At 69.4% G+C, this 20,835-nt stretch carries 16 protein-coding genes, 1 tRNA gene and 1 pseudogene; 12 read left to right on the forward strand and 6 right to left on the reverse strand.

All coding sequences use genetic code 11. The annotated features are described in order from the left end of the window. Window positions 1-26: 26 nt before the first annotated feature. Genes G398_RS19935 through G398_RS18640 form a run of 7 tightly spaced genes read left to right on the forward strand, consistent with a single transcriptional unit; the run spans window position 27 to window position 9,478 of the window. Window positions 27-2,468, forward strand: a complete 2,442-nt coding sequence (locus G398_RS19935; protein ID WP_052572010.1) for a hybrid sensor histidine kinase/response regulator — start codon at window positions 27-29, stop codon at window positions 2,466-2,468. A 38-nt stretch (window positions 2,469-2,506) separates the two neighbouring features. Next, window positions 2,507-3,775: a tetracycline resistance MFS efflux pump gene (locus G398_RS0113980; protein ID WP_026854057.1), complete on the forward strand. Its 1,269-nt coding sequence runs from the start codon at window positions 2,507-2,509 to the stop codon at window positions 3,773-3,775. Next, window positions 3,772-5,262 carry a histidine ammonia-lyase gene (gene hutH, locus G398_RS0113985; RefSeq protein WP_026854058.1) on the forward strand — a complete coding sequence of 497 codons (1,491 nt, stop codon included), beginning with the start codon at window positions 3,772-3,774 and terminating at the stop codon, window positions 5,260-5,262. The genes G398_RS0113980 and hutH overlap by 4 nt, the downstream gene beginning before the upstream one ends. Continuing rightward, on the forward strand, window positions 5,259-5,933 hold the full coding sequence (locus G398_RS19940) for an HD domain-containing protein (RefSeq protein ID WP_052572012.1): 675 nt from the start codon (window positions 5,259-5,261) through the stop codon (window positions 5,931-5,933). Before hutH ends, G398_RS19940 begins: the two co-directional genes overlap by 4 nt. Continuing rightward, window positions 5,930-8,188, forward strand: coding sequence for a HEAT repeat domain-containing protein (locus G398_RS0113995; RefSeq protein ID WP_026854059.1), 2,259 nt, complete (start codon window positions 5,930-5,932; stop codon window positions 8,186-8,188). Before G398_RS19940 ends, G398_RS0113995 begins: the two co-directional genes overlap by 4 nt. Window positions 8,189-8,242: 54 nt before the next feature. Beyond that, window positions 8,243-8,767, forward strand: a complete 525-nt coding sequence (locus G398_RS0114000; protein ID WP_026854060.1) for an inorganic diphosphatase — start codon at window positions 8,243-8,245, stop codon at window positions 8,765-8,767. 6 nt (window positions 8,768-8,773) lie between these two features. After that, entirely contained in the window at window positions 8,774-9,478 is a 705-nt protein-coding gene (locus tag G398_RS18640; RefSeq protein ID WP_052572014.1) for an HAD hydrolase-like protein, read from the forward strand. Here the strand turns inward: G398_RS18640 and G398_RS0114010 are convergent. From G398_RS0114010 to G398_RS0114020, 3 genes and pseudogenes are all read right to left on the reverse strand, one after another. Beyond that, entirely contained in the window at window positions 9,462-10,055 is a 594-nt protein-coding gene (locus tag G398_RS0114010) for a LolA family protein (RefSeq protein WP_026854061.1), read from the reverse strand. The two genes, G398_RS18640 and G398_RS0114010, sit on opposite strands and share 17 nt — an antisense overlap. Window positions 10,056-10,800: 745 nt before the next feature. Beyond that, window positions 10,801-11,376: pseudogene (locus tag G398_RS22140) on the reverse strand (GTP-binding protein); the annotation flags it as partial. Window positions 11,377-11,451: 75 nt separating this feature from the next. Next, the gene (locus G398_RS0114020; RefSeq protein WP_211229098.1) at window positions 11,452-11,931 is read right to left on the reverse strand and encodes a peroxiredoxin; all 480 of its coding nucleotides are present in this window, start codon (window positions 11,929-11,931) and stop codon (window positions 11,452-11,454) included. A 105-nt stretch (window positions 11,932-12,036) separates the two neighbouring features. Between G398_RS0114020 and G398_RS0114025 the strand changes: the two genes are divergently transcribed. Then, complete coding sequence (locus tag G398_RS0114025) at window positions 12,037-13,065, forward strand: isocitrate/isopropylmalate dehydrogenase family protein (RefSeq protein WP_043485011.1); 1,029 nt, start codon at window positions 12,037-12,039, stop codon at window positions 13,063-13,065. 285 nt (window positions 13,066-13,350) lie between these two features. Here G398_RS0114025 and lexA read toward each other — a convergent pair whose 3' ends face one another. Beyond that, the gene (lexA, locus tag G398_RS0114030; protein ID WP_026854064.1) at window positions 13,351-14,004 is read right to left on the reverse strand and encodes a transcriptional repressor LexA; all 654 of its coding nucleotides are present in this window, start codon (window positions 14,002-14,004) and stop codon (window positions 13,351-13,353) included. A 192-nt stretch (window positions 14,005-14,196) separates the two neighbouring features. Between lexA and G398_RS0114035 the strand changes: the two genes are divergently transcribed. Together G398_RS0114035 and G398_RS0114040 are read left to right on the forward strand one after the other, a co-directional pair. Continuing rightward, the gene (locus tag G398_RS0114035; protein WP_026854065.1) at window positions 14,197-16,020 is read left to right on the forward strand and encodes a 2-oxoacid:acceptor oxidoreductase subunit alpha; all 1,824 of its coding nucleotides are present in this window, start codon (window positions 14,197-14,199) and stop codon (window positions 16,018-16,020) included. A 10-nt stretch (window positions 16,021-16,030) separates the two neighbouring features. Beyond that, window positions 16,031-17,083 (forward strand): 2-oxoacid:ferredoxin oxidoreductase subunit beta, encoded by a 1,053-nt coding sequence (locus G398_RS0114040; RefSeq protein WP_026854066.1) that lies wholly within the window; start codon window positions 16,031-16,033, stop codon window positions 17,081-17,083. A gap of 57 nt (window positions 17,084-17,140) precedes the next feature. Here G398_RS0114040 and G398_RS18650 read toward each other — a convergent pair whose 3' ends face one another. Further along, window positions 17,141-17,920, reverse strand: coding sequence for a cytochrome b/b6 domain-containing protein (locus tag G398_RS18650; RefSeq protein WP_052572016.1), 780 nt, complete (start codon window positions 17,918-17,920; stop codon window positions 17,141-17,143). Between the two features lie 82 nt (window positions 17,921-18,002). Here G398_RS18650 and G398_RS0114050 point away from each other — a divergent pair, with 82 nt between their 5' ends. Both G398_RS0114050 and G398_RS0114055 read left to right on the forward strand, forming a co-directional pair. Then, window positions 18,003-18,557 carry a helix-turn-helix transcriptional regulator gene (locus tag G398_RS0114050; protein WP_052572019.1) on the forward strand — a complete coding sequence of 185 codons (555 nt, stop codon included), beginning with the start codon at window positions 18,003-18,005 and terminating at the stop codon, window positions 18,555-18,557. Window positions 18,558-18,591: 34 nt separating this feature from the next. Next, window positions 18,592-18,667, forward strand: a tRNA-Ala gene (locus G398_RS0114055). Window positions 18,668-18,882: 215 nt separating this feature from the next. Here G398_RS0114055 and G398_RS0114060 read toward each other — a convergent pair. Next, on the reverse strand, window positions 18,883-20,718 hold the full coding sequence (locus tag G398_RS0114060) for an acyl-CoA dehydrogenase (protein WP_026854068.1): 1,836 nt from the start codon (window positions 20,716-20,718) through the stop codon (window positions 18,883-18,885). Between the last annotated feature and the right edge of the window lie 117 nt (window positions 20,719-20,835).

Here is a 20,835-nt window from a genome sequence, read left to right on the forward strand (position 1 = left end):
CCAGAGAGGACACCGATAAGGGATCCATGCATCCACCTGGGGAACCACGGGATCCGGCCGAAGCTCTGGCCCTGGTCCGCCGCTATCTGAAGGCCACCTACCGCATCGCGGAGGCGGCGCTGCGGGCCACGGACCTCCAGGAGCTGTACGCACGGGTCCACGCCATCGTCCGCGACCTCATGACGGCGGAGAACCTCTACTTCGCCCTCTGGGACCGGCCCACGGGAACCGTGTCCTTCCCCTACTTCGTGGATGAGGTGGACCCGGCCCCCGCCCCCCGGAAGCTCAAGCGGGGCCTCACCGAGTACGTGCTCCGCACGGAGAGGCCGCTCCTCCTGAGCCCGGAGCTCAGCCGCAACCTGGTGGCCACCGGAGAGGTGGAGCCTCAAGGTACGGATTGCCTGGACTGGCTGGGCGTCCCCCTCGTGGGGACCGAGGGCACCTTCGGCGTCCTGGCCATCCAGATCTATGAGGGCACCCGCCGCTATACCCCGGAGGAACGGGACCTGCTGGTTTTCGTCTCCGGCCAGGTGGCCATGGCCATCGAGCGCAAGGCCGCCGAGGACGCGCTCAGACTCAGCGAGGCGAAGTTCTCGAGGGCCTTCCAGGCCAGCCCCGACGCCATCAACCTGACCCGGCTGGAGGACGGGACCTACCTGGACGTCAGCGAGGGCTTCACCCGCCTCACAGGATGGACGCGCGAGGAGGCCGTGGGCCGCACGGCCCCGGACCTGAGGATCTGGGCCGACCCGGGAGATCGCGACCGGGCGGTCCGCCTCATCCAGGAGCACGGGGAGTTCACGGGCCTGGAGGCCGGATTCAGGCGCAAGGACGGCGGGATCATCACCGGCCTCATGTCCGGGAAGATCATGGAGGTGGGCGGCATCCCCTGCCTGCTTTCCATCACCCGCGACATCACGGACCGCATGGCCGCGGAGCAGGCGCTCCGCGCCGAGCGGGGCCTCTTCGTGGGCGGGCCGGTGATGGTCATCAAGTGGCGCAATGCCGAAGGCTGGCCGGTGGACTACGTCTCGCCCAACATCCAGGCCATCCTGGGCTACGCCCCCGAGGAGCTCACCAGCGGCCGCATCTCCTACAACGCCCTCGTGCATCCCGATGAGCTGGAGGCCATCCACCGGACCGCCGCCGAGAACAAGACCCGGGGTCTCACCCACTACGAGCAGCAGTACCGGCTCCGCACCGCCAGCGGGGAATACCGCTGGTTCTTCGATTTCAGCGCCTCGGTTCCGGCCCAGGGAGCCGACCCGGGCTACCACTTGGGCTACATCCTGGACATCACGGACCGCCGCCGGGCGGAGGAGGCCCTCCGGCAGGCTCAGAAGCTGGAGAGCCTCGGCGTGCTGGCCGGGGGCATCGCCCATGACTTCAACAACCTCCTGACCGTGGTCCTGGGCAACCTGAACCTCGCCCAGCTCAAGATGACGGACGCCTCCCCGGCCCGCCCCTACCTCGCGAACATGGAGGCCGCGGTCCTCCGGGCCACGGAGCTGACCAAGCAGATGCTGGCCTATTCCGGCCGGGGGCACTTCGAGGTCCGGCCCCACGACCTCAATGCGGTGGTCCGGGACCTCACCCAGCTGCTCGAGGTCTCCATCTCGAAGAAGGTCCGCCTCCAGCTGGACCTGGCCCCGGACCTGCCGCCCATCCAGGCGGATGCGGCCCAGTTCCAGCAGGTGGTCATGAACCTGGTCACCAACGCCTCGGACGCCATCGGCGACCGGGACGGCAGCATCCATATCGCCACTTCCGCGCGGGATCTCGATGCCGCGGCGCTGCGGCAGGAGTTCCGGATCGAGGCCCCCAGGCCCGGCCGCCACGTGATCCTGGAGGTGCAGGACACGGGCTGCGGCATGTCGCCCGACGTCCTGGACCGCATCTTCGATCCCTTCTTCACCACCAAGGCCGCGGGCCGGGGCCTGGGCCTCTCCGCCATGCAGGGCATCCTCCGGGGCCATGGCGCGGGCCTGAGCATCACCAGCCAGGTGGGCTGGGGCACCCGCTTCAGGCTCTGCTTTCCCGCCGCCGACCGGAGTCCCGCCGTGAACCGGGGGGCGGAGCCGACGCCCGCCGAAGTCCCCTCCCGGGGCACGGTGCTCCTCGTGGACGACGAGGAGCAGATCCTCCGGACCACGGCGATATCCCTCGAGCTGCTCGGCTTCCAGGTGGTGGTGGCCGGCGATGGCCTGGAGGCCCTGGCCCGCTTCCGGGAGCACCGGCAGGACCTGAGCCTGGTGCTGATGGACATCACCATGCCGCGCCTGGACGGCCGGGAGGCCTTCCGGACCATGCGCGGCCTGGATCCGGCCATCCCCGTGGTGCTCTGCAGCGGCTTCACGGAGCAGGACTCCCTCCAGGCCTTTCCGGACGGCGGCCCCGCGGGTTTCCTCCAGAAGCCCTACCAGCTCAAGGATCTGAAGACCGCCATCCGGGGTGTCCTGGGGAGGTGAGCGGGATCCCGAGCTAGACTGGTCGGCTGGAGAACCTCATGCCGTCTTCCAAGCGCGCCAGGCTGGCCATCTTCCTCACCGTCTTCGTCGACCTGCTGGGCTTTGGCATCGTCATCCCGATCCTGCCCCTCTACGCCAAGGAGATCGCGGACCACCCCAGCGCCTGGATGGAGGGTGTGAACCACTTTCTGGGCCTGGGCGGGGCGGGCACCACGCCCGGGGCCTTCTGGGCCGGCGTGGGCTTCCTCAGCTTCAGCCTCATGCAGTTCATCGCCTCGCCCATCCTGGGCCGCACCTCGGACAAGGTGGGCCGCAAGCCAGTGCTCTGGATGAGCCTGCTGGGGTCCTCCCTGGGCTACCTGATGCTGGCCCTCACCAGCCGCTTCGAGTGGATGCTGGCGGCCCGCATCCTGGACGGCATCACCGGCGGCAACATCTCCGTGGCCCAGGCGGCCATGGCCGACAGCTCGGCCCCGGAGGAGCGCTCCAAGGCCATGGGCATGATCGGCGCGGCCTTCGGCCTGGGCTTCGTCCTGGGCCCCGCCCTGGCCGGGATCCTCAGCGGCAGCGCCTTCGGGCACCACCTGCTGGCGACCCGCGGCTGGCACCTGCCCTTCTTCGTGGCGGCGGGGCTGTCCCTCCTTGCCTCGCTGCTGGTGGTCCTGTGGGTCCCGGAAACGCTCGATGACGAGGCCCGCACCCGCGCCCGTTCCAGCGAGAGCCGCGGGCACGCCCTGGTGAAGGCCTTCAAGCGTCCCGGCATGCCCCAGATCCTGTTCGTGTCCCTGCTGGCCATGGCCGGCTTTGCCATGATGGAGGGCACCTTCGCGCTGCTGGTCCAGCACCGGTTCGGCTTCCATCAGCGGGAGGTGGGCTACCTCTTCGCCGGCATCGGCATCCTCCTCGTGATCTACCAGGGCGGCCTCGTCCGAATGGTGTCCAAGCGCATTCCCGAGCGGGGGGCCCTCATCGCCGGGCTGATCATCCTGGGCATCACCCTGCCCCTCATGCCCCTGGCCGCCTGGATGTGGCCCTTCCTGCTGCTGCTCGTCCCCCTCTCCTGGGGCAGCGGCATGAGCAACACCGCCGGCTCGGCCCTGGCCAGCCGCCTCACGCCGCCGGAGGACCAGGGCAGCCTCTTCGGCGTGCTGAACGCCATGACGGGCCTGGGTCGCATCGTCGGCCCCGCGGTCGGCACCTTCACCTTCGCCCGCTGGGGCGGCCAGGTCTCCTACACCGTGGCCGGCATCACCCTGGCCCTGGCCCTCCTCCTCGCCCTCACCCTCTCACGCAAGGTGCATGCATGATCCGCCTCGATGGACGAACCCTCACCGCTCCCCTGCTGGCCCGCATCGCCGCTGGCGAGGGCGTCTCCCTGGACGAGGGCGCGCTGGCCCTCGTGGCCAAGAACCGGGCCGTGGTGGACCGCATCGTGGCCGAGGGCCGCACGGTCTACGGCATCAACACCGGCTTCGGCCAGTTCGCCACGGTGGTCATCCCCCCGGACCAGCTCCAGCAGCTCCAGCTCAACCTCGTGCGCAGCCACGCTGCGGGCGTGGGCGAGCCCCTGCCCAAGGATCAGACCCGCGCCCTCATGGCCGCCCGCATCAACTGCCTGCTCAAGGCCCACAGCGGCATCCGGCCCGAGCCCATCCGCCTGCTGGCGGAATGCCTCAACCGCGACATCGTCCCCCTGGTGCCCAGCCAGGGCAGCGTGGGCGCCAGCGGTGACCTGGCCCCCCTGGCCCACATGGCCCTGCTGCTGGTGGGCGAAGGCCTGGCCTGGGCGGATGGTCGGCACATCCCCGGCGGTCAGGCCCTGGCCCAGGCGGGCCTGAAGCCTGTGACCCTCCAGGCCAAGGAGGGACTGGCCCTCATCAACGGCACCCAGCTCATCACCTCCCTGGGCAACCTGGCGGTGGAGAAGTTCGCGCGCCTGGCGGATCTGGCGGACGAGATCGCCGGGCTGAGCCTGGAGGCCCTGCGGGGCACCCGCTCCGCCTTCGATCCCCGCATCCACACCGCGCGGCCCCATCCCGGCCAGATCGCCGTGGCCGAGCGCATGCGGGGAATCCTGGGCGCCTCCAGCGAGATCTCGGAAAGCCACAAGGATTGCCACCGCGTACAGGACGCCTACAGCCTGCGCTGCATCCCCCAGGTCCACGGCGTCACCCGGGATGCGCTCCAGTTCGCGGGCGCCATCCTCGAGCGGGAACTCAACAGTGCCACGGATAATCCGATGATCTTCACAGACACCCAGGAGTCCCGTTCCGGTGGCAACTTCCACGGCCAGTATCCCGCCTTCGCCTGCGATGTCCTCGCCATCGCGGCGGCGGACCTCGCCAGCATCTCCGAGCGCCGGCAGGAGCGCCTCGTGAACCCCGCCTACAGCGACCTCCCGGCCTTCCTCACGCAGAACGGCGGCCTCGAATCCGGCTTCATGATGGCCCACGTCACCTCGGCGGCCCTCGTGAGCGAGATGAAGGGCCTGGCCCATCCCGCCTGCGTGGACACCATCCCCACCAGCGCCGGCAAGGAGGACCACGTCAGCATGGGTCCCATCGCCGCCCGCAAGCTGCTCCGCGCCGTGGAGGCCTTGGAGCAGGTGCTGGCCATCGAGGCCCGCATGGCCCTGGAGGGCCTCCGCATCCTCGGCATGGCCCCGGCCGCGGGCCTGCAACCGCTGGTGGCCCGCCTGGCCGAAGCCTGTGCCCCCTGGACGGACCGGGTGATGTACGAGGAGATCGATGCCACCCTCGGCGCCCTCCGCGCCCACCAGGAGGTCTGCCCATGACCACCCCCTGGCGGCTCGCCTGCGAACTGGCGCTCCGGCGCTTCTCGGATGCCGATGCCATCCGGTTCTGGGGCATCGGCCACCAGGTGGGCGGGGAATACCAGCCCATCTTCAACTACCGCTTCGAGCACACCTATGCGGCCGTGCTCCTGGCCCGCTGGCTGGCCCCCCTCGCGGGGGCGGATCCGGAGGTGGTGGAGTGCGCCGCCTGGCTGCACGACGTGGCCAAGCGATTGAAGGACCCCCAGGCCAAGGACACCCACGCCCAGGACGCCTCAGCGCGGGTGGAGGAGATCCTCGCGGGCACGGACTTCCCCCCGGAGAAGATCCCCGCCGTGCGTCACGCCATCGAGCACCACGTGGGCCTCAAGCTCACGAAGCGGCTCGAGCCCATCGAGACCGCCTGCCTCTGGGACTGCGACAAGCTCAGCAAGATCGGTGCGGCCAGCCTCATCCACTTCGGCTGCATCAGCGGGGCCTTCCAGCCCATCACCACCGCGGAGATCCTGCGCCGGGGCGAGGCCTGGCTGGACCTGGCCCGGGGCATCACGGCCAGCTTCAACACGGAGCCCGCCCGCGAGGAGGGCCGGAAGCGCCTGGCCTTCCTGGAGGCCCACTACGCCCAGCTGCGCCGGGAGTGGTCCGACCCCATGGAGCCGACTCCCCCATGAGCGATCTCCTCCAGCTGGCCCAGAGCCTGGCCGTGGCCTTCCGGTCCCTGCAGATGTACACCGCGGCCCATCCCCGCTCCAAGGATGCCGTGGCTGCGGCCTACGCCACCCTGCTGGAGCAGCTGGCGGAGCGCCCCAAACTCCAGTTCGTGGTCTCGGGATCGCGCCCCTTCTTCAACGGCGAGGCCCAGGACGACCGCAGCCCCCACCTCGCCGCCCTCGTCCGGCAAGTGACCGAGCGGGGCGTCAGCGGGTTCATCATCGAGCGCGGAGCCTCCCCTGACGAGTTCGCCTCCTTCGTGGAGGCCCTGGGCACCCGGCCGCCGAGGGTCCAGGAGCTGGGCGGGCTGGAGAGCATGCTGCTGGCGGCGGGCGTGAGGCGCATCCAGGTCACCCAGGTCCGCTACCAGGTGGTGCTGGAGGGCGACGAGGCGGAGGCCTCCAACCGGGACCTCAACCGCGCTCCGTCCGTGCAGGCACCGCCCATCGAGGACCCGCTGGTGAAGGCCATCCGCGAAGCCCTCCTGTTCTCCCTCCCCCAGGAGCCGGGTGCCGGAGCCCCCGGGGCGGCGGACGCCGACGAGCTGGCCTTCCTCCAGACCTTCCGGCCCCTCGAGCTGGGGGGACTGGGGGCCCTGGGCGCGGAGCTGGGATTCGGCGCCGGGCAGGCCACCGCGGACCAGGTGGACACGCTGCGCCAGGTGCTCTCGGGCCTCGGCCCCGGAACGCTCCTCCGCCTGCTGGCCGGCCTCGGCACCCTCCCCCAGGAGCCTGGCGGGCTTACCGCCGGAGTCCACGGACTGGCGGGCGGGCTGCTGCAGCAGGCGGTGGCGGGCCTGCTCGGCCAGGGGGCCACCTGGGAGCAGCTGGCCGGTCCCGTCCAGGGCATCCTGGGCCTCCTTCCCGACCGGGACGAGGTCCGCGGCGGCCTCGGCGACTTCCTCCGGGGCCAGGGCCACGATCCAAGCAAGGTCGGCCTCCTGCTGCGGCGAGTCACCTGGGAGGACCTCAGCCTGGAAGCCCGGCTCGTGAAGGTCCTCGAAGAGGGCTGCCTCTTCGACCTCACGCTGGAGGAGCGGCTGGCCTTCCTGAGGGAGCTGCTGGACCTGGGCCGCACCGACGACTTCATCCGCGTGCAGGAACTGCTCCTGGACGCCCTCCGGCAGGAGCGCCTGCTCCGCCTGCAGTCCGCCCAGACGCTGGCCGGCATCGCCCGGTGGATCCATGCCCCGGGCCTTCCCCCGGCCATCGAGGCCCCCCTGGCGGAGGGGCTCAAGGCCAACTTCCCCTGGGAACCCGACCCCCCCGTGCACCGCTGGACCACCGAGGCGCTGGAGACCCTCCTCCGCGCCCATGTCAGCCGGGGCGACCTCAACCGCGTCATCTCGGACATGCGGGAACTCGAAGGGGCCTGCGCGTTCCTGGACCATCCCCAGCCCTGGCGCCGGGAGGCCTACGACCGGCTCCTGGAGGCCCTCCGCCGGCCCGGCCTTCTTGATGAGGTGGTAGCCCACCTCCACGGGATGGACCGCGCCCACCTCGCCTCGGAGGCCTTCCCCTACCTCGACTTCATCGGCGTCCCCATGGTCCACCACCTCATGGCCTGCCTGGGCCAGGAGGAGGACCGGGTGAAGCGCGGACGGCTGGTGGAAGCCATCCGGCAGATGGGCCCGGCCGCGCTGCCGCCCATCCTCCAGGCCCTGGAGTCCCCCACCTGGTACCTGGTGCGCAACGCCCTCAGCCTGCTCACGGACATCGGCGACGCGGGCCTCCTGCCCACCATCGCCCCCCTGCTCCGGCATCCGGAACCCCGGGTCCGCCGGGTGGCCATCCGCTCCCTCTGGCGGCTCTGCGGCCCGGCCTCCGAGCCGCACCTCATCCCCCGGATGAAGGAGACCGATCCCGGCGCGCTGGAGGAGGTCCTCTTCGCCCTGGGCCAGCTCAAGTCCGTGGCCGGACTCCCGGCCATCGCCGAGTTCGCCCAGGACCGCCGGGCCATGGAGAAGCTGCGGATCAAGGCCATCGAGACCCTCGGCGCCATCCGCTCCCCGGAGGCCCTGGCGCCGCTGGCGGAGCTGGTCCGGCGCCGGGGCTTCTTCGCCGGCACGGAGTCCGCCGCCATCCGGCTGGCGGGAGCCCGGGCCCTCGTGGACCTGGGAATCCCCGCGGCCACCGAGTTCCTGAAGGGCGTCCTGGACGCGGAGCCCCGGGGGGAGTTCCGCGAGGCCCTGAGCGGGCTGAAGGGGCTGGCCTGATTCCGTGACGGGCGTCACAGGGCATGCGAAAATCGAGGCCTTCGCGGAGCTTCCATGTCCCTGGTCCATCTCGATCCCGGTCCCCAGGCGCCGGAGATCGTCAATGCCATCATCGAGATCCCCACCGGGTCCCGCATCAAGTACGAGATCGACCACCACACGGGCCTGGTCCACGTGGACCGGGTGCTCTTCTCGCCCTTCCACTACCCGGCCGAGTACGGCTTCATCCCCGGCACCCTGGCGGAGGATGGCGATCCGGCGGATGTCCTCGTGCTCATCAACGGCGCCACCTACCCCGGCGTGGTGATGCGGGCCCGGCCCATCGGCCTGCTGCGCATGAAGGATGACAAGGGCCTGGATTCGAAGATCCTCGCCGTGGCCACGGACGATCCCACCTACGCCCACGTGACCTCCCGCAGCGACCTGCCGCCCCACTTCCTGCTGGAGGTGGAGCACTTCTTCCTCACCTACAAGGACCTCGAGCGCAAGAGCGTCACCAGCGACGGCTGGGGCGGCAAGGACGAGGCCCACGCCTTCGTGCGGGCCTCCATCGAAGCGTTCAACCGGCAGAAGAAGTAGCGGGCGATGGCATCACCGGAGGCGCCGGGCCTCATCTGCTTCGACCTGGACGGAACCCTGGTGGATCCCCTGCTGGGGGTACGGAACTGCGTGCGGAAGACCTGCGAGGCCTTCGGACTGCCGGTACCTGAAGAGGCCACCGTCCGCGCCTGGATCGGCTTCGGCATGCGCGAGTCCCTGGCCACGCTTCCGGGCCTCGCGGACCCCGAGCGCCTGGAGGAGGCCCTGGACTTCTACTGGGAGCGCTACCGGGAGGACGGCGTCTTCGAGCACGAGCTGTACCCCGGCGTCTTCCGCCTGCTGCACCGGCTGAAGCGCCAGGGGCACCGCATCTACATCGTGTCGGCCAAGCCCAGCCTCTTCGCCCGGCGCATCGCCTACCAGTTCGACCTCAACCTCATCTTCGACGACATCTTCGGCAGCACCCTCAAGGGCCGCTGGCAGCCCAAGACCGAGGTGGTGGCGGGCCTGGTGCGCCAGGGCACCCTCTGGCCCGGCGGCGTCTTCATCGGCGACCGGGGCGTGGACATGGTCGCCGCGCGCGACCACGGCCTCGAGGCCATCGGCGTGGGCTGGGGCTACGGCAGCCACGGGGAGCTGGAGCAGAACGGGGCGGAGCGCATCTTCGACACGGTGCCGGAGCTGGATGCCTGGCTGCGCATCCGCTTCCCGCAAGCTGAAGTGTTCGACGCCTTCAGCCGTTCGGAGTAGCCCATCGCGTTCCCGGGGGCACCTGGGCCTTGAAGGCGGCCGGGCCCGGGGCCGCCGGCGTCTTCGCATCCAGCAGCTCCAGGCGCTGGCGCGCGCCGGTGGGATCGGTCCACTCGAGGACGTGCAGGAGCCCCTTGCGGCCCGTGGCCTGCAGGGCGGGGATGTCCGGCGTCCGGGGCACCAGCTTCACGGTCTCCCCGCCGGCGGACTCGGCGCGGTAGAGGAGGCCGATCCGCGCGGGATCCAGCAGGATCCCCAGCAGCGGGAAGTCGCGTACCGCCCGGGCCAGCTCCACCCGCTGAGCCGTGCGGGTATCGGGATCGTACTGGACGAGGTGGCGGCCGTCGGAGGTCACGACGAGCCCCGAATCGTAGGCCACCTTCAGCTTCCCCCCCCGGGCCAGCAGCAGGTTCCCCTGGCGGGTCATCTTCCCGAAGACGGCGCTGTCGCTCTCCTGGCGGAAGCGGCTGACCAGGGCGGGCACCCTGGGGAAGGCGGTCCACCAAGCGGGCAGGGCCGCGGCCAGGGGCGCCGCGAGCAGCACCGGGAGGCAGAGGGACCGGACACGAAGGCTCATCTCAGCTCCGCTTCAGCTCGACGCTGAGCTTGGCCGTGCTGCCCTTGGCGGGGGCGGGCCGCTGGATTCCGCCCTCGGCCACCACCGCCCCCCGGTGGCGGAGCTGGACGACGACCTCGACTTCCTGCCCATCCAGGTCCGCGGGAACCTCGATCCGCAGCACCGACGGGGCCCCCTGGCGGCCCACCAGGGTGAGTTCGTCCAGCAAAGAGGAGATGACGTCCGTCGGATCCGCGCTCCGCGGCTTGGGGGCCGGGCGGCGGCCCTCCACGCGCAGCGAGGCCAGGGCCGCCAGGGGATCGGCCTTGGCGGGCGGCCGGGAGGCAGGTGCCCCCGGCACCGGCGGCTGGGCCTCGGCGGGGGTGTCCTCCCCCTGGAAGGCGGAGAAGGCCTCCGCATCGAAGGGGCCGGCCCCCTCCTCCATGAGGAAGGAGAGCGCTGGGTCCTCGGAGGGCGGCTCCGGAAGGTGGGGCGCCTCGATGAAGATGCCCGTGTCGTCATCCAGATCGGGCAGGGGCGTACCTTCGGCGGTGGGAAGCGGGAGGTCCATGTCGAGCAGGTCCGTCACCGAGGGCAGGTCCGAGAAGGTGAGGGCCTCGCCCACCGGAGGCGCCGGAACGGCCGGAGGCGGCGGAGGAATGGATGCCGCCTGAGCCGATGGACCAGGCGCCGCCGGGACCAACGGACCAGGCGCCGCCGGCGCTGGGGGACTAGGCGCCGCCGGGGATTCCCCGAGCACGTGGGTCTTGATGTGGGTCAGGGCGAGCTTGGTGATGCCGCGCAGAGTCTCGAAGACCCCCGTGCCATCCGAGGCCACGGATTGGAAGCTGGGGGCGCCGCGGGGGTTGAAGACCGCCTCGAGCTCGTCCACGGGAACCACGTTCTTCAGGTCCCGCTTGTTCCACTGGAAGACCACGGGGATGTCCTGGAGGTTGAGCCCCAACTCGCCCATGTTCTCCTCGAGGTTCGCCCAGCTCTCCCGGCAGGCGTCCAGCATGGGGACCTGGCTGTCCACCACGAAGACGATGCCGTCCACGCCCTTGAGCACCAGCTTCCGGGTGCTGTTGTAGAACACCTGGCCCGGAACGGTGTAGAGCTGGAGCTTGGTGCGGAAGCCGCCCACCATGCCCACGTCCATGGGCAGCAGGTCGAAGAACAGGGTGCGGTCCGTCTCGGTGTTGAGGCTCACCATCTCGCCCCGGGCCTTGAGGCTGGTCTTGCCGTAGATGGTGTTGAGGTTGGTGGTCTTTCCGCACAGACCCGGCCCGTAGTAGACGATCTTCGCCGTCATCTGCCGGGTGGCGTGGTTGAAAAACACCATTCCTGAACCTCTTGGGAGGAATAAGTTTAGCCCGGAAAACCCGCCGGGCTCAATGCAAATGCGGCTTCCCCGCCCTCAGGACAGGGTCTTGAGGAGGGCCAGAACCTGCTGGTCGTGGTCCTTGGTGCGGACATCGGTGATGACCTTGCGGACGATGCCCTGCCGGTCGATGAGGACCGTGATCCGCTTGGCCATCCCGAGGAGGGGCATCTTCACCCCGTAGGTCTCGATGATCCGCCGGTCTGGGTCCGCCAGGATGCTGAAGGGCAGGTGGAACTTCTCGGCAAAGGCCTTGTGGCTCTGGGTGGTGTCCGCGCTCACGCCCAGGACCACCGCGCCGGCGGCCTGGATGGCCTTGAACCCGTCCCTCAGGCTGCAGGCCTCGGCCGTGCAGCCGGGCGTGTCGTCCTTGGGGTAGAAATAGAGCACCACCGCCGACTTGCCCTGGAAATCCGCCAGCCTGACCAGGGCCTCGTGCTGGTCCCGGGCCTCGAAGGCCGGCGCCTTCATGCCCTCCCGGACCTCCCCCGCCGAGGCCGCTCCGAACATCGCCATCAGGCCCAATCCGACCCTCCATCTCCGATCCATGGTCGCCTCCCCGAGGGGTGCGAGTGTGGCACCATCGGCGGAGAACAGGGAACAGGAAAGGGGCAGAAGATTTTGGACGTCACGACACGCATCGCCCTCATCCCCGGCGACGGCGCCGGCCCGGAAGTCATGGCGGAGGCCGAGCCACTGCTGGACTGGGCCCGGGACAGGGGCCGCCGCCTGGACGTGGTTCGCCTGCCCTTCGGCGCGGAGCATTTCCTGGCCACGGGGGAAACCCTGCCCGAGACGGCCTTTGCGGAACTCCGGGACGGCGCCGATGCCATCCTCTTCGGCGCCGTGGGCGACCCCCGGGTGCCGGACGGCCGCCACGCGGAGGCGATCCTGCTGCGCCTGCGCCGGGAGCTGGACCTCGTCGTGAACTTCCGTCCCTGCCAGCCCCTCCCCGGGACGGGGACGGAGGGACTCCACCTCGAGGTCTTCCGGGAGAACACGGAGGGGGCCTACTGCCTCCAGGGCTCCACGGAACCGGGCCGGGCCGTGGACCTGGCCGTGCACACGGAGGTGGCCGTGCGCCGCCTGCTGGAAGCAGCCTTCACCCGGGCCGAGGAGCGCGGCTGCCCCCTCACCCTGGCCCACAAGGCCAATGTGCTCAAGCACGGGCATGGGCTGTGGATGCGGGTGTTCCAGGACCTCCGCGGCGCCTTCCCGCAGGTGCCCGCCCGCGGGATGCACGCGGATGCCCTCCTCTGCGCCCTGGTGCAGGATCCAGCCCCCTTCGGCGTCATCGCCGCGGATAACTACCTGGGTGATCTCATCAGCGACCTCACCGCGGCTTTCGCCGGCGGCATGGGTACGGCGCCCTCCCTGAGCTGGGCGCCGCACCGGCCCTTCCGCTGCGCGGCCCTGGCGGAGCCCGTGCACGGCTCCGCGCCGGACATCGCCGGAAAGAACCTGGCCAACCCCGTGGGTATGATCCTCAGCACCGCCCTGCTCTTCCGGCACCTGGGCTGGGAGCCGGAGGCCCGAGCGGTGGAACAGGCCGTGGCCGCAGCCATGTGCGATGGCGCGAAGACACATGATCTCGGCGGTAGCCTCGGGACCGCCGCGATGGGCTGGGCCATCCGCGAGCGGCTGCCCTAGAACCGGCATTCCATGTCTTTTTGGGAAAGCTTCACAGAAGCGGAGGTTTGCGGAGCATGGAAGGAAAGCGGAGAGCAGGTGAAGGCCTGTTTCCGTTCTCCGCTTCCCTCAACTCCTCAGCGATCCTCTGCTTATCTCAATTCTTTCCAGGAGGGCGCCGGCCCTTCAGCAACTGCGCATGACGCCGGTGGATGCTTGGTCCGCGTCAGCAACTGCGCATGACATCGGTTGATGCTTGGTCGGCGTCAGCAACTGCGCATGACGCCGGTTGATGCTTGGTCGGCGTCAGCAACTGCGCATGACGCCGACGAGGACCCCCTGGATGTCGATGGCCTCGGGGGCATAGCAGCGTGGCTGGAGCTCAGGATTGTGGGGGATGAGCCACACGCCCCTGGCGTCGCGCCGGAACTCCTTGAGGGTGACCTCCTCCTGGTCGATGAGGGCCACCACCCGGTCGCCATTGCGGTACTCGCCCTTGCGCTGGAGCACCACGAGGTCTCCGTCGAGGATGGCGTCGTCCACCATGGAATCGCCCCGGACCCGCAGGACGAAGAGCTCCTCCTTCTGGCGATGGATGCTGTTCGGCACCTCGATGGGAAGGGAGCGGCTCTCGGGCAGGATGGGCGAGCCGGCGGCCACATCCCCGCAGAACGGGAAGATCCGCACGGGGCTCACGGGTTCGCTCCGCTCCGTCCGGGCGGGCGCCTCGTCCTCCACGGGTCCAGCCGCCACCACCAGGTTGTTCCCCTTGCCGTGGCTGCGGACGAGGAACCCCTTGTCCATGAGGTGCTGGACGTGCTTGTGGATGGTCGACACCGCGCTGGAGCCCACGCCCTTGGCAATTTCAGCCAGGGTGGGACTTCGCCCCTCGTCCTGCACGAAGGTGCGGATGAATTTCAGGACGGCCTGTTGGCGCTTGGTGAGATCGGAGGCTTTCATGGTCTCCAAGGTAAGAGTCGATCCGCAGGTCGTCAATCCCTTTTTTTTCGCTTTATTTCAGACCCCTCGGAGGGGGGCTCCCGGGACCTTGCCTGGATGCATCTGGCGGCCTCTGCCATACTCAAGGATGCTTTGGTGAGCCTAGTATTTACGCCCTCTTCGTCGCCATTGCCCCGATGAGAAAGGAGTCCTATGACTGCCGCCCTTGCCGCCCCCTCGCCTGCCGGAGGAGCGAAAACGAGGATCAATGATTTTTCCATCCAGGTGGCCACGGTCAACGGATCGGGTTCCCAGACCGCCAACACGGTGCTGCTGCGTTCCATCTTCCAGATGGGCGTGTTCGTCAGCGGCAAGAACCTCTTCCCCTCGAACATCGCCGGGCTGCCCACCTGGTTCACCATCCGCGCCAGCGCCCAGGGCTACGTGGCGCGCAAGGCCAGCAACGAGATGCTGATCCTCATGAACCCCGAGACGGCCAAGGAGGACATCGCCCGGGCTGATGCGAACGCCCTGGTGATCTACGACGAGCCGCTCCAGCTCGACAAGCTCCGCGCCGACCTCAGCTACATCCCCGTGCCCTTCCAGAAGCTCGTGACGGCCTCCTGCCCCGAGCCCAAGCTCCACAAGCTCGTGAAGAACATGATCTACGTGGGCGTGGCCGCCCGCCTGCTCGGCATCGACATGGAGGAGGTCAAGAAGGCCATCGCCAAGCAGCTCAAGGGCAAGACCAAGGCCATCGAGCTCAACCAGACCGCCTGCGTGGCCGGCTATGACTGGGCCATGGAGAACCTGGAAGACCAGGACCACGTCAAGGTCGTGCGCGACAACAAGACCCAGGGGCTCATCATCATCGACGGCAACGAGGCCTGCGCCCTGGGCGCCCTCTTCGCCGGCGTGACCGTGGTGGGCTGGTATCCCATCACCCCGGCCTCCAGCCTGGTCGAGACCTTCATCGAGTACGCCGAGGAGTACCGCAAGGATCCCAAGACCGGCAAGTCCACCGTCGCCATCGTGCAGATGGAGGACGAGCTGGCCTCCGCGGGCGTGGTGCTGTCCGCGGGCTGGGCCGGCGCCCGCTCCATGACCTCCACCGCGGGCCCCGGCATCTCGCTCATGAGCGAGTTCATCGGCCTGGGCTACTACGTCGAGGCCCCCGGCGTGTTCTTCAACGTGGCGCGCACGGGCCCCAGCACGGGCCTGCCCACCCGCACCCAGCAGTCGGACGTGGAGCTCTGTGCCAAGGCCAGCCACGGCGACACCCTGCACATCAACCTCTACCCCGGGACCATGGAGGAGTGCTTCCAGTTCTCCTACGATGCCTTCGACCTGGCGGAGCGGTTCCAGACGCCCATCTTCGTCGTCACCGACCTGGACCTGGGCATGCAGAACTGGGCCTCCAAGCCCTTCGCCTACCCCTCCAAGCCCTATGACCGCGGCAAGGTCCTCAACCAGCAGCAGCTGGCGGAAATGAAGGACTGGGGCCGCTACAAGGACGTGGACGGAGACGGCATCCCCTACCGCTCCCTGCCCGGAACGCCCGGCGGCAAGGGCGCCTACACCACCCGCGGTTCCGGCCACAACGCGTACGCCCAGTACTCCGAGAAGCCCGGCGACTACCTCGAGGTGGTGGACCGCCTCAAGCGCAAGTACGAGACCGCCAAGACCCACGTGCCCGGGCCCGTGTTCCGCAACCAGGGCTCCGACAAGGGCGTGCTGGCCTTCGGGTCCAGCGATCCCGCCGTCATCGAGGCCCAGGACATCCTCGCGGCTCAGGGCCTCAAGACCGACTACCTGCGCCTCCGCGCCCTGCCCTTCACCGCCGAGGTCGACGCCTATGTGAAGGAGAAGAAGGTGGTCTACGTGGTCGAGCAGAACCGCGATGGCCAGATGGCCAACCTCTTCCGCGAGACCTATCCCGAGCACGCCACCAAGTTCAAGAGCGTCCTGCACTACGACGGCCACGCCATCGACGCCAAGAGCATCGTGGACCAGATCACCGCCTTCGAGCAGAAGTAAGGAGCCGACCATGACCACCGCCACACCCTCCGCTCCCGTACCCGCCGCTCCCACCAACAAGCTCGGCTTCACCAAGCAGGACTACGTGGGCTCCAAGTCCACCCTCTGCGCCGGTTGCGGCCACGACGCCATCACGGCCCAGATCATCAACGCCGCCTTCGAGTCCAGCATCGAGGGCCACCGCGTCACCAAGTACTCCGGCATCGGCTGCTCGTCGAAAACCCCCGCCTACTTCATCAACCAGGGCTGGGGCTTCAACAGCGTCCACGGCCGCATGCCCTCCATCGCCACCGGCGCCTCCCTGGCCAACCGGACCCTCATCAACATCGGCGTCTCCGGCGACGGCGACTCCATGTCCATCGGCATGGGCCAGTTCGTCCACGCCGTCCGCCGCAACATCCCGATGATCTACATCATCGAGGACAACGGCGTCTACGGCCTCACCAAGGGCCAGTTCTCCGCCACCGCCGACAAGGGCTCCCACCTGAAGACCGGCGCCGTGAACGACTTCCCACCCATCGACCCCTGCACCCTGGCCATCGAGCTGGGCTGCGGCTTCGTGGCCCGCAGCTTCTCGGGCAATCCCAAGCAGCTGAACGCGCTCCTGAAGGCGGCCTTCGCCTACGAAGGCACCGTGGTCCTGGACGTCATCAGCCCCTGCGTCACCTTCAACAACCACGATGCCTCCACGCGCTCCTACAAGCACGTCAAGGACCACGACTTCCCCCTCCACGACCTGGGCTTCATCCAGTACTCGGAGGTCGAGCAGGTGGACATCCCCGCGGGCGAGACCGAGATCGTCACGTTCCCGGACGGCTCCAAGGTCGCCATCAAGGCCATCCACGAAGGCTACGAGCCCACGGACCGCTTCGGCGCCATGAAGGCCATCCACGAGTCCATGGCCAAGGGCGAGTTCCTCACGGGCCTCCTCTACATCAACCCCACCCAGCCCCCCCTGCCCGAGGTGCTGAACCTGGTGGAGGAGCCCCTGGCCACCCTGGGCGAGGACCTGCTCAAGCCCAGCCCCGCGGAGCTGGACAAGATCATGCACAGCCTCATGTAGCTACGCCGTTCATGCGCAGAAAGCCGCCGGAAGGCGGCTTTCTGCGCACATGGAACCTCAATCGTCGTCCTCCGCTTCCGATTCGTGCCCGGGGCCATGCCCGCCGCCTTCCCCAAGTTGGATGGGCGCGACTCCCGGCAGGCTCAACAGCCCCCTTTCCGCATCGAAGGAGCGGACCAGAAGGCTCCCCCACCCGCCCAGCAGCAGGAGGGCCGCCAGGGCCGGCAGGGGATGGACCGAGGCGATGCCCTCCTCCGGGCGCCCCAGCTTCCTGCCGGTGACCATGCTGCTGGGGGTCCGGTCCCGGTGCCGGATCGCATGGAAGGCCAGGCCGGCCAGGTGGGCCATCACCGCGGCGAGCATGCCGTAGGCGAGCGCCTGATGAAGGTCCTCGAAGGCCTCTTTGCGGCCGGACATCGCCAGGCCCGTGGCGACCAGGCCGAAGGGAAGCAGGAGCAGGGCCATGGCCGCGAAGGCGGCCCCCGGGTTGTGGCCCGCCTGCCGCTTGTCCCGCCCCCGCGCCGCATCCGCGAGGTAACTCAGGAGCGTTCCCGGACCGCACAGGAAGGAACGGAACCGGGCGTGGCGCGACCCCATGAACCCCCAGACCACACGCAGCGCCGCAGCGCCCACCAGGGCCAGACCAGCCGCCATGTGCCAGCGGAAGGCCGGGCTGTGCTCCGAGGACAGGGTCGCCAGGCCGAAGGAAGCCGCGAACAACCCCGCCATGGCCCAGTGGAGCAGGCGGGTGGGCAGGTCCCAGACCCGGATGGAGGCGTCGGCTCCCTCCGGGGCGAGGGAAGCGGGGGACGTGGATGAGGATGCGGGTGGGGTCATGGTAGCCTCCGGCCTGGCGGAGATCCTCGGCTCGCCTCGCCCCGGGATCCATCCGACAGACGACCGATGCCCGGAGCCTCCCATGGGATTGACGCACCCCAACGACCATCCGACAGATGGGGGATGGCCCGGCGGGCGGGCCCTCGCGCTGGCGCTTCTGGTGGTGGCCGGCCTCCTCGCCGTCGATCTGGCCATGGACCGCTTCCTCCGCTCGGCGGGCTGGGGGCACCTCCTGATCGAAGGACTCACCGCCTGCCTCGCCCTGGGCATGGGCCTCGGCCTGCTGCGGGCCCTCCGCGCCCGTGACCGGGACGTCCTGCGCCTCCGGCGGGATCTGGCCGCTGAGCAGGCCGAGGCCCACCGATGGCGCCAGGAAGCCGCCGGCCTGCTCCGGGGCCTGTCGGAAGCCATCGACGGCCAGTTCGAGCGCTGGGCGCTCACGGAGGCAGAGCGCGAGGTGGCCCTCCTCCTTCTGAAGGGCCTGAGCACAAGGGACATCGCCGCCCTCCGCGAGACCCGCGAGGCCACCGTCCGGCAGCAGGCCCAGGCCATCTACCGGAAGGCCGGGCTGGAAGGGCGCGCGGAACTCTCCGCCTTCTTCCTGGAGGATCTCCTGGCCCCGAGGACCCCGCATTGACTGAAGCGGGGACCCCGCTAAACTGGAGGTTCGTGGGCCTGTAGCTCAGCTGGGAGAGCGCTGCGTTCGCAATGCAGAGGTCGTCAGTTCGATCCTGATCAGGTCCACCAGTCCATGGAATGCGGCGGTCATCGGGCCGCCGCTTCTGTTTCATGGGACGACCTCGCCGATGTCTTCCTGTCGGTCGTCAGCCCACCTATCGCAGGCTCCCCCGGAGCCTGCTCCCGCTCGCATGGCTCGCGGAGGCGGGCCCCATGATCCTGATCAGGTCCACCAAACGAAAAGCCCCCTGTCGCCAGGGGGCTTTCACGTGAGGTGCGGGAACCTAGAGCACGGCCTCCATGGGCGCCATCTCGCCGGCCCGCAGGGCCACGGCCTGGGCGGCCACCAGGGGCAGACCCCGGTGGGCGAAGTGGATCGCGGCCTGGACCTTGTTCTGGTAGAAGGCGGCCTCGGAGCTGCCGGCCAGGAGGGCCCGGACGGCCTTGGCGTCGGCGGCGTCCACGCCCCGCTCCTGCATCAGGGCGGCGAGCTTGCCCTTGGCCAGCGCGGCCTGCTGCAGCAGCAGGTGGCCCGCCACCACGTGCCCGACCATGTCCAGCAGCGGCACGGCGTTCAGGCCCGTCAGCAGGGCGGCGTTCTCCTGGGCGGGAATCTCCTGGAGCACCGTCCCCAGGGCCTTCGCGGCCTCGCCCAGCTGGCGGGCGGAGGGACCGAGGACCGGATCCGCGGCCAGGGCCTGCACCGAGGCCCCCACCTGGCCCATCAGGGCCTTGACGGGCTTCCCTTCCTGCATGCGGAACTTCCGTCCCACCAGGTCAAGGGCCTGGATGCCGTTGGTGCCTTCGTAGATCGAGGCGATCTTGCAGTCGCGGAGGTACTGCTCGGCGGGGTATTCCATGGTGTAGCCGTAGCCGCCGAAGGTCTGGAGGGCCCACTCCGTGACCCGGAAGCCCCAGTCGGAGCACCAGGCCTTGCAGACGGGCGTGAACAGCTCCACCAGCCCCTGCCAGCGGTCCCGCTCCTCCCCGGCGGAGACGTGGGCCATGTCCATGCACCAGGCCGTGTAGGTCACGAGGGCGCGCATGGCCTGGACGTAGGCGGACTGCATGAGGAGCATCCGGCGCACGTCGGGGTGGTCGACGATGAGGGACTGCGAAGCGCCCTTGGCGGCGCCGGGAGCGCGGCCCTGCAGCCGCTCCTTGGCGTAGGCCAGGGCCGCCTGGTGGGCGGCGGAGGCATTGCCCAGGCCCTGGACGCCCACCTCGTACCGGGCGGCGTTCATCATCACGAACATGTGGGCGAGGCCCTGGTTCTCCTGGCCCAGGAGAAAACCCTGGGTGCCGCCGTTGGTGCCGAACACCAGGCTGCAGGTGGGCGAGCCGTGGATGCCCAGCTTGTGCTCGATGCCCGCGCAGGCCACGTCGTTGGGGGCGCCCAGGCTGCCATCGGCGTTCACGCGGTACTTGGGCACCACGAAGAGGCTGATGCCCTTGGGACCCGCGGGGGCGTCCGGCGTGCGGGCCAGCACGGCATGGATGATGTTCGGCACCAGCTCGTGGTCGCCGCTGGTGATGAAGATCTTCTCGCCGGTGATCAGGTAGGACCCGTCCGCCTGCTTCACGGCCTTGGTGGTGAGCGCGCCCAGGTCGCTGCCGGCCCCGGCCTCGGTGAGGCACATGGTGCCGGTCCACTCGCCGGTGTACATCTTCTCGCAATAGACCTTCTTGAGCTCATCGCTGCCGAAGGTCTCGATGAGGTGGGCGGCGCCGCGGGTGAGCAGCACCTTGAGGCCCAGGGCCGTGTTCGCCCCCATGAGGTACTCGCTGATGCCGGTGCCCACGGCCTCCGGCAGGCCCATGCCGCCGAACTCGGGGTTCATGGTGGCGCTGATCCAGCCGCCGGAGGCGAGGTCCCCGAAGGCCTCGGCGAACCCGTCCGGCAGCCGCACCTTCCCGCTCTCCCACTGGGCGCCGACCCGGTCGCCGATCTCGTTGCAGGCGGCGACGCTGCCCTTGGCCACCTTGAGCGCCTCGTCCAGCACCATGGCCAGCTGGTCGCGATCGACCTCCTGGTAGGGTTCGGCTTTCAGGACCGCATCCAGATCCAGCCATTCGAGGAGGTTGAACTTGATGTCACGGGCGTCGTCCAGGTACTTCATGGGATCTCCAGGAATGCGGGGCAGGTTGAATGTATTGCCGTGGAAGGGGGTTCGCTCTCCATTTTTCGCCCAGGTGGCGCCCTGCTCCAATACCTGTCCTCAGGTAAGTTGGAGCGG

The organism is Geothrix fermentans DSM 14018 (assembly GCF_000428885.1).
Taxonomy (GTDB): domain Bacteria; phylum Acidobacteriota; class Holophagae; order Holophagales; family Holophagaceae; genus Geothrix; species Geothrix fermentans.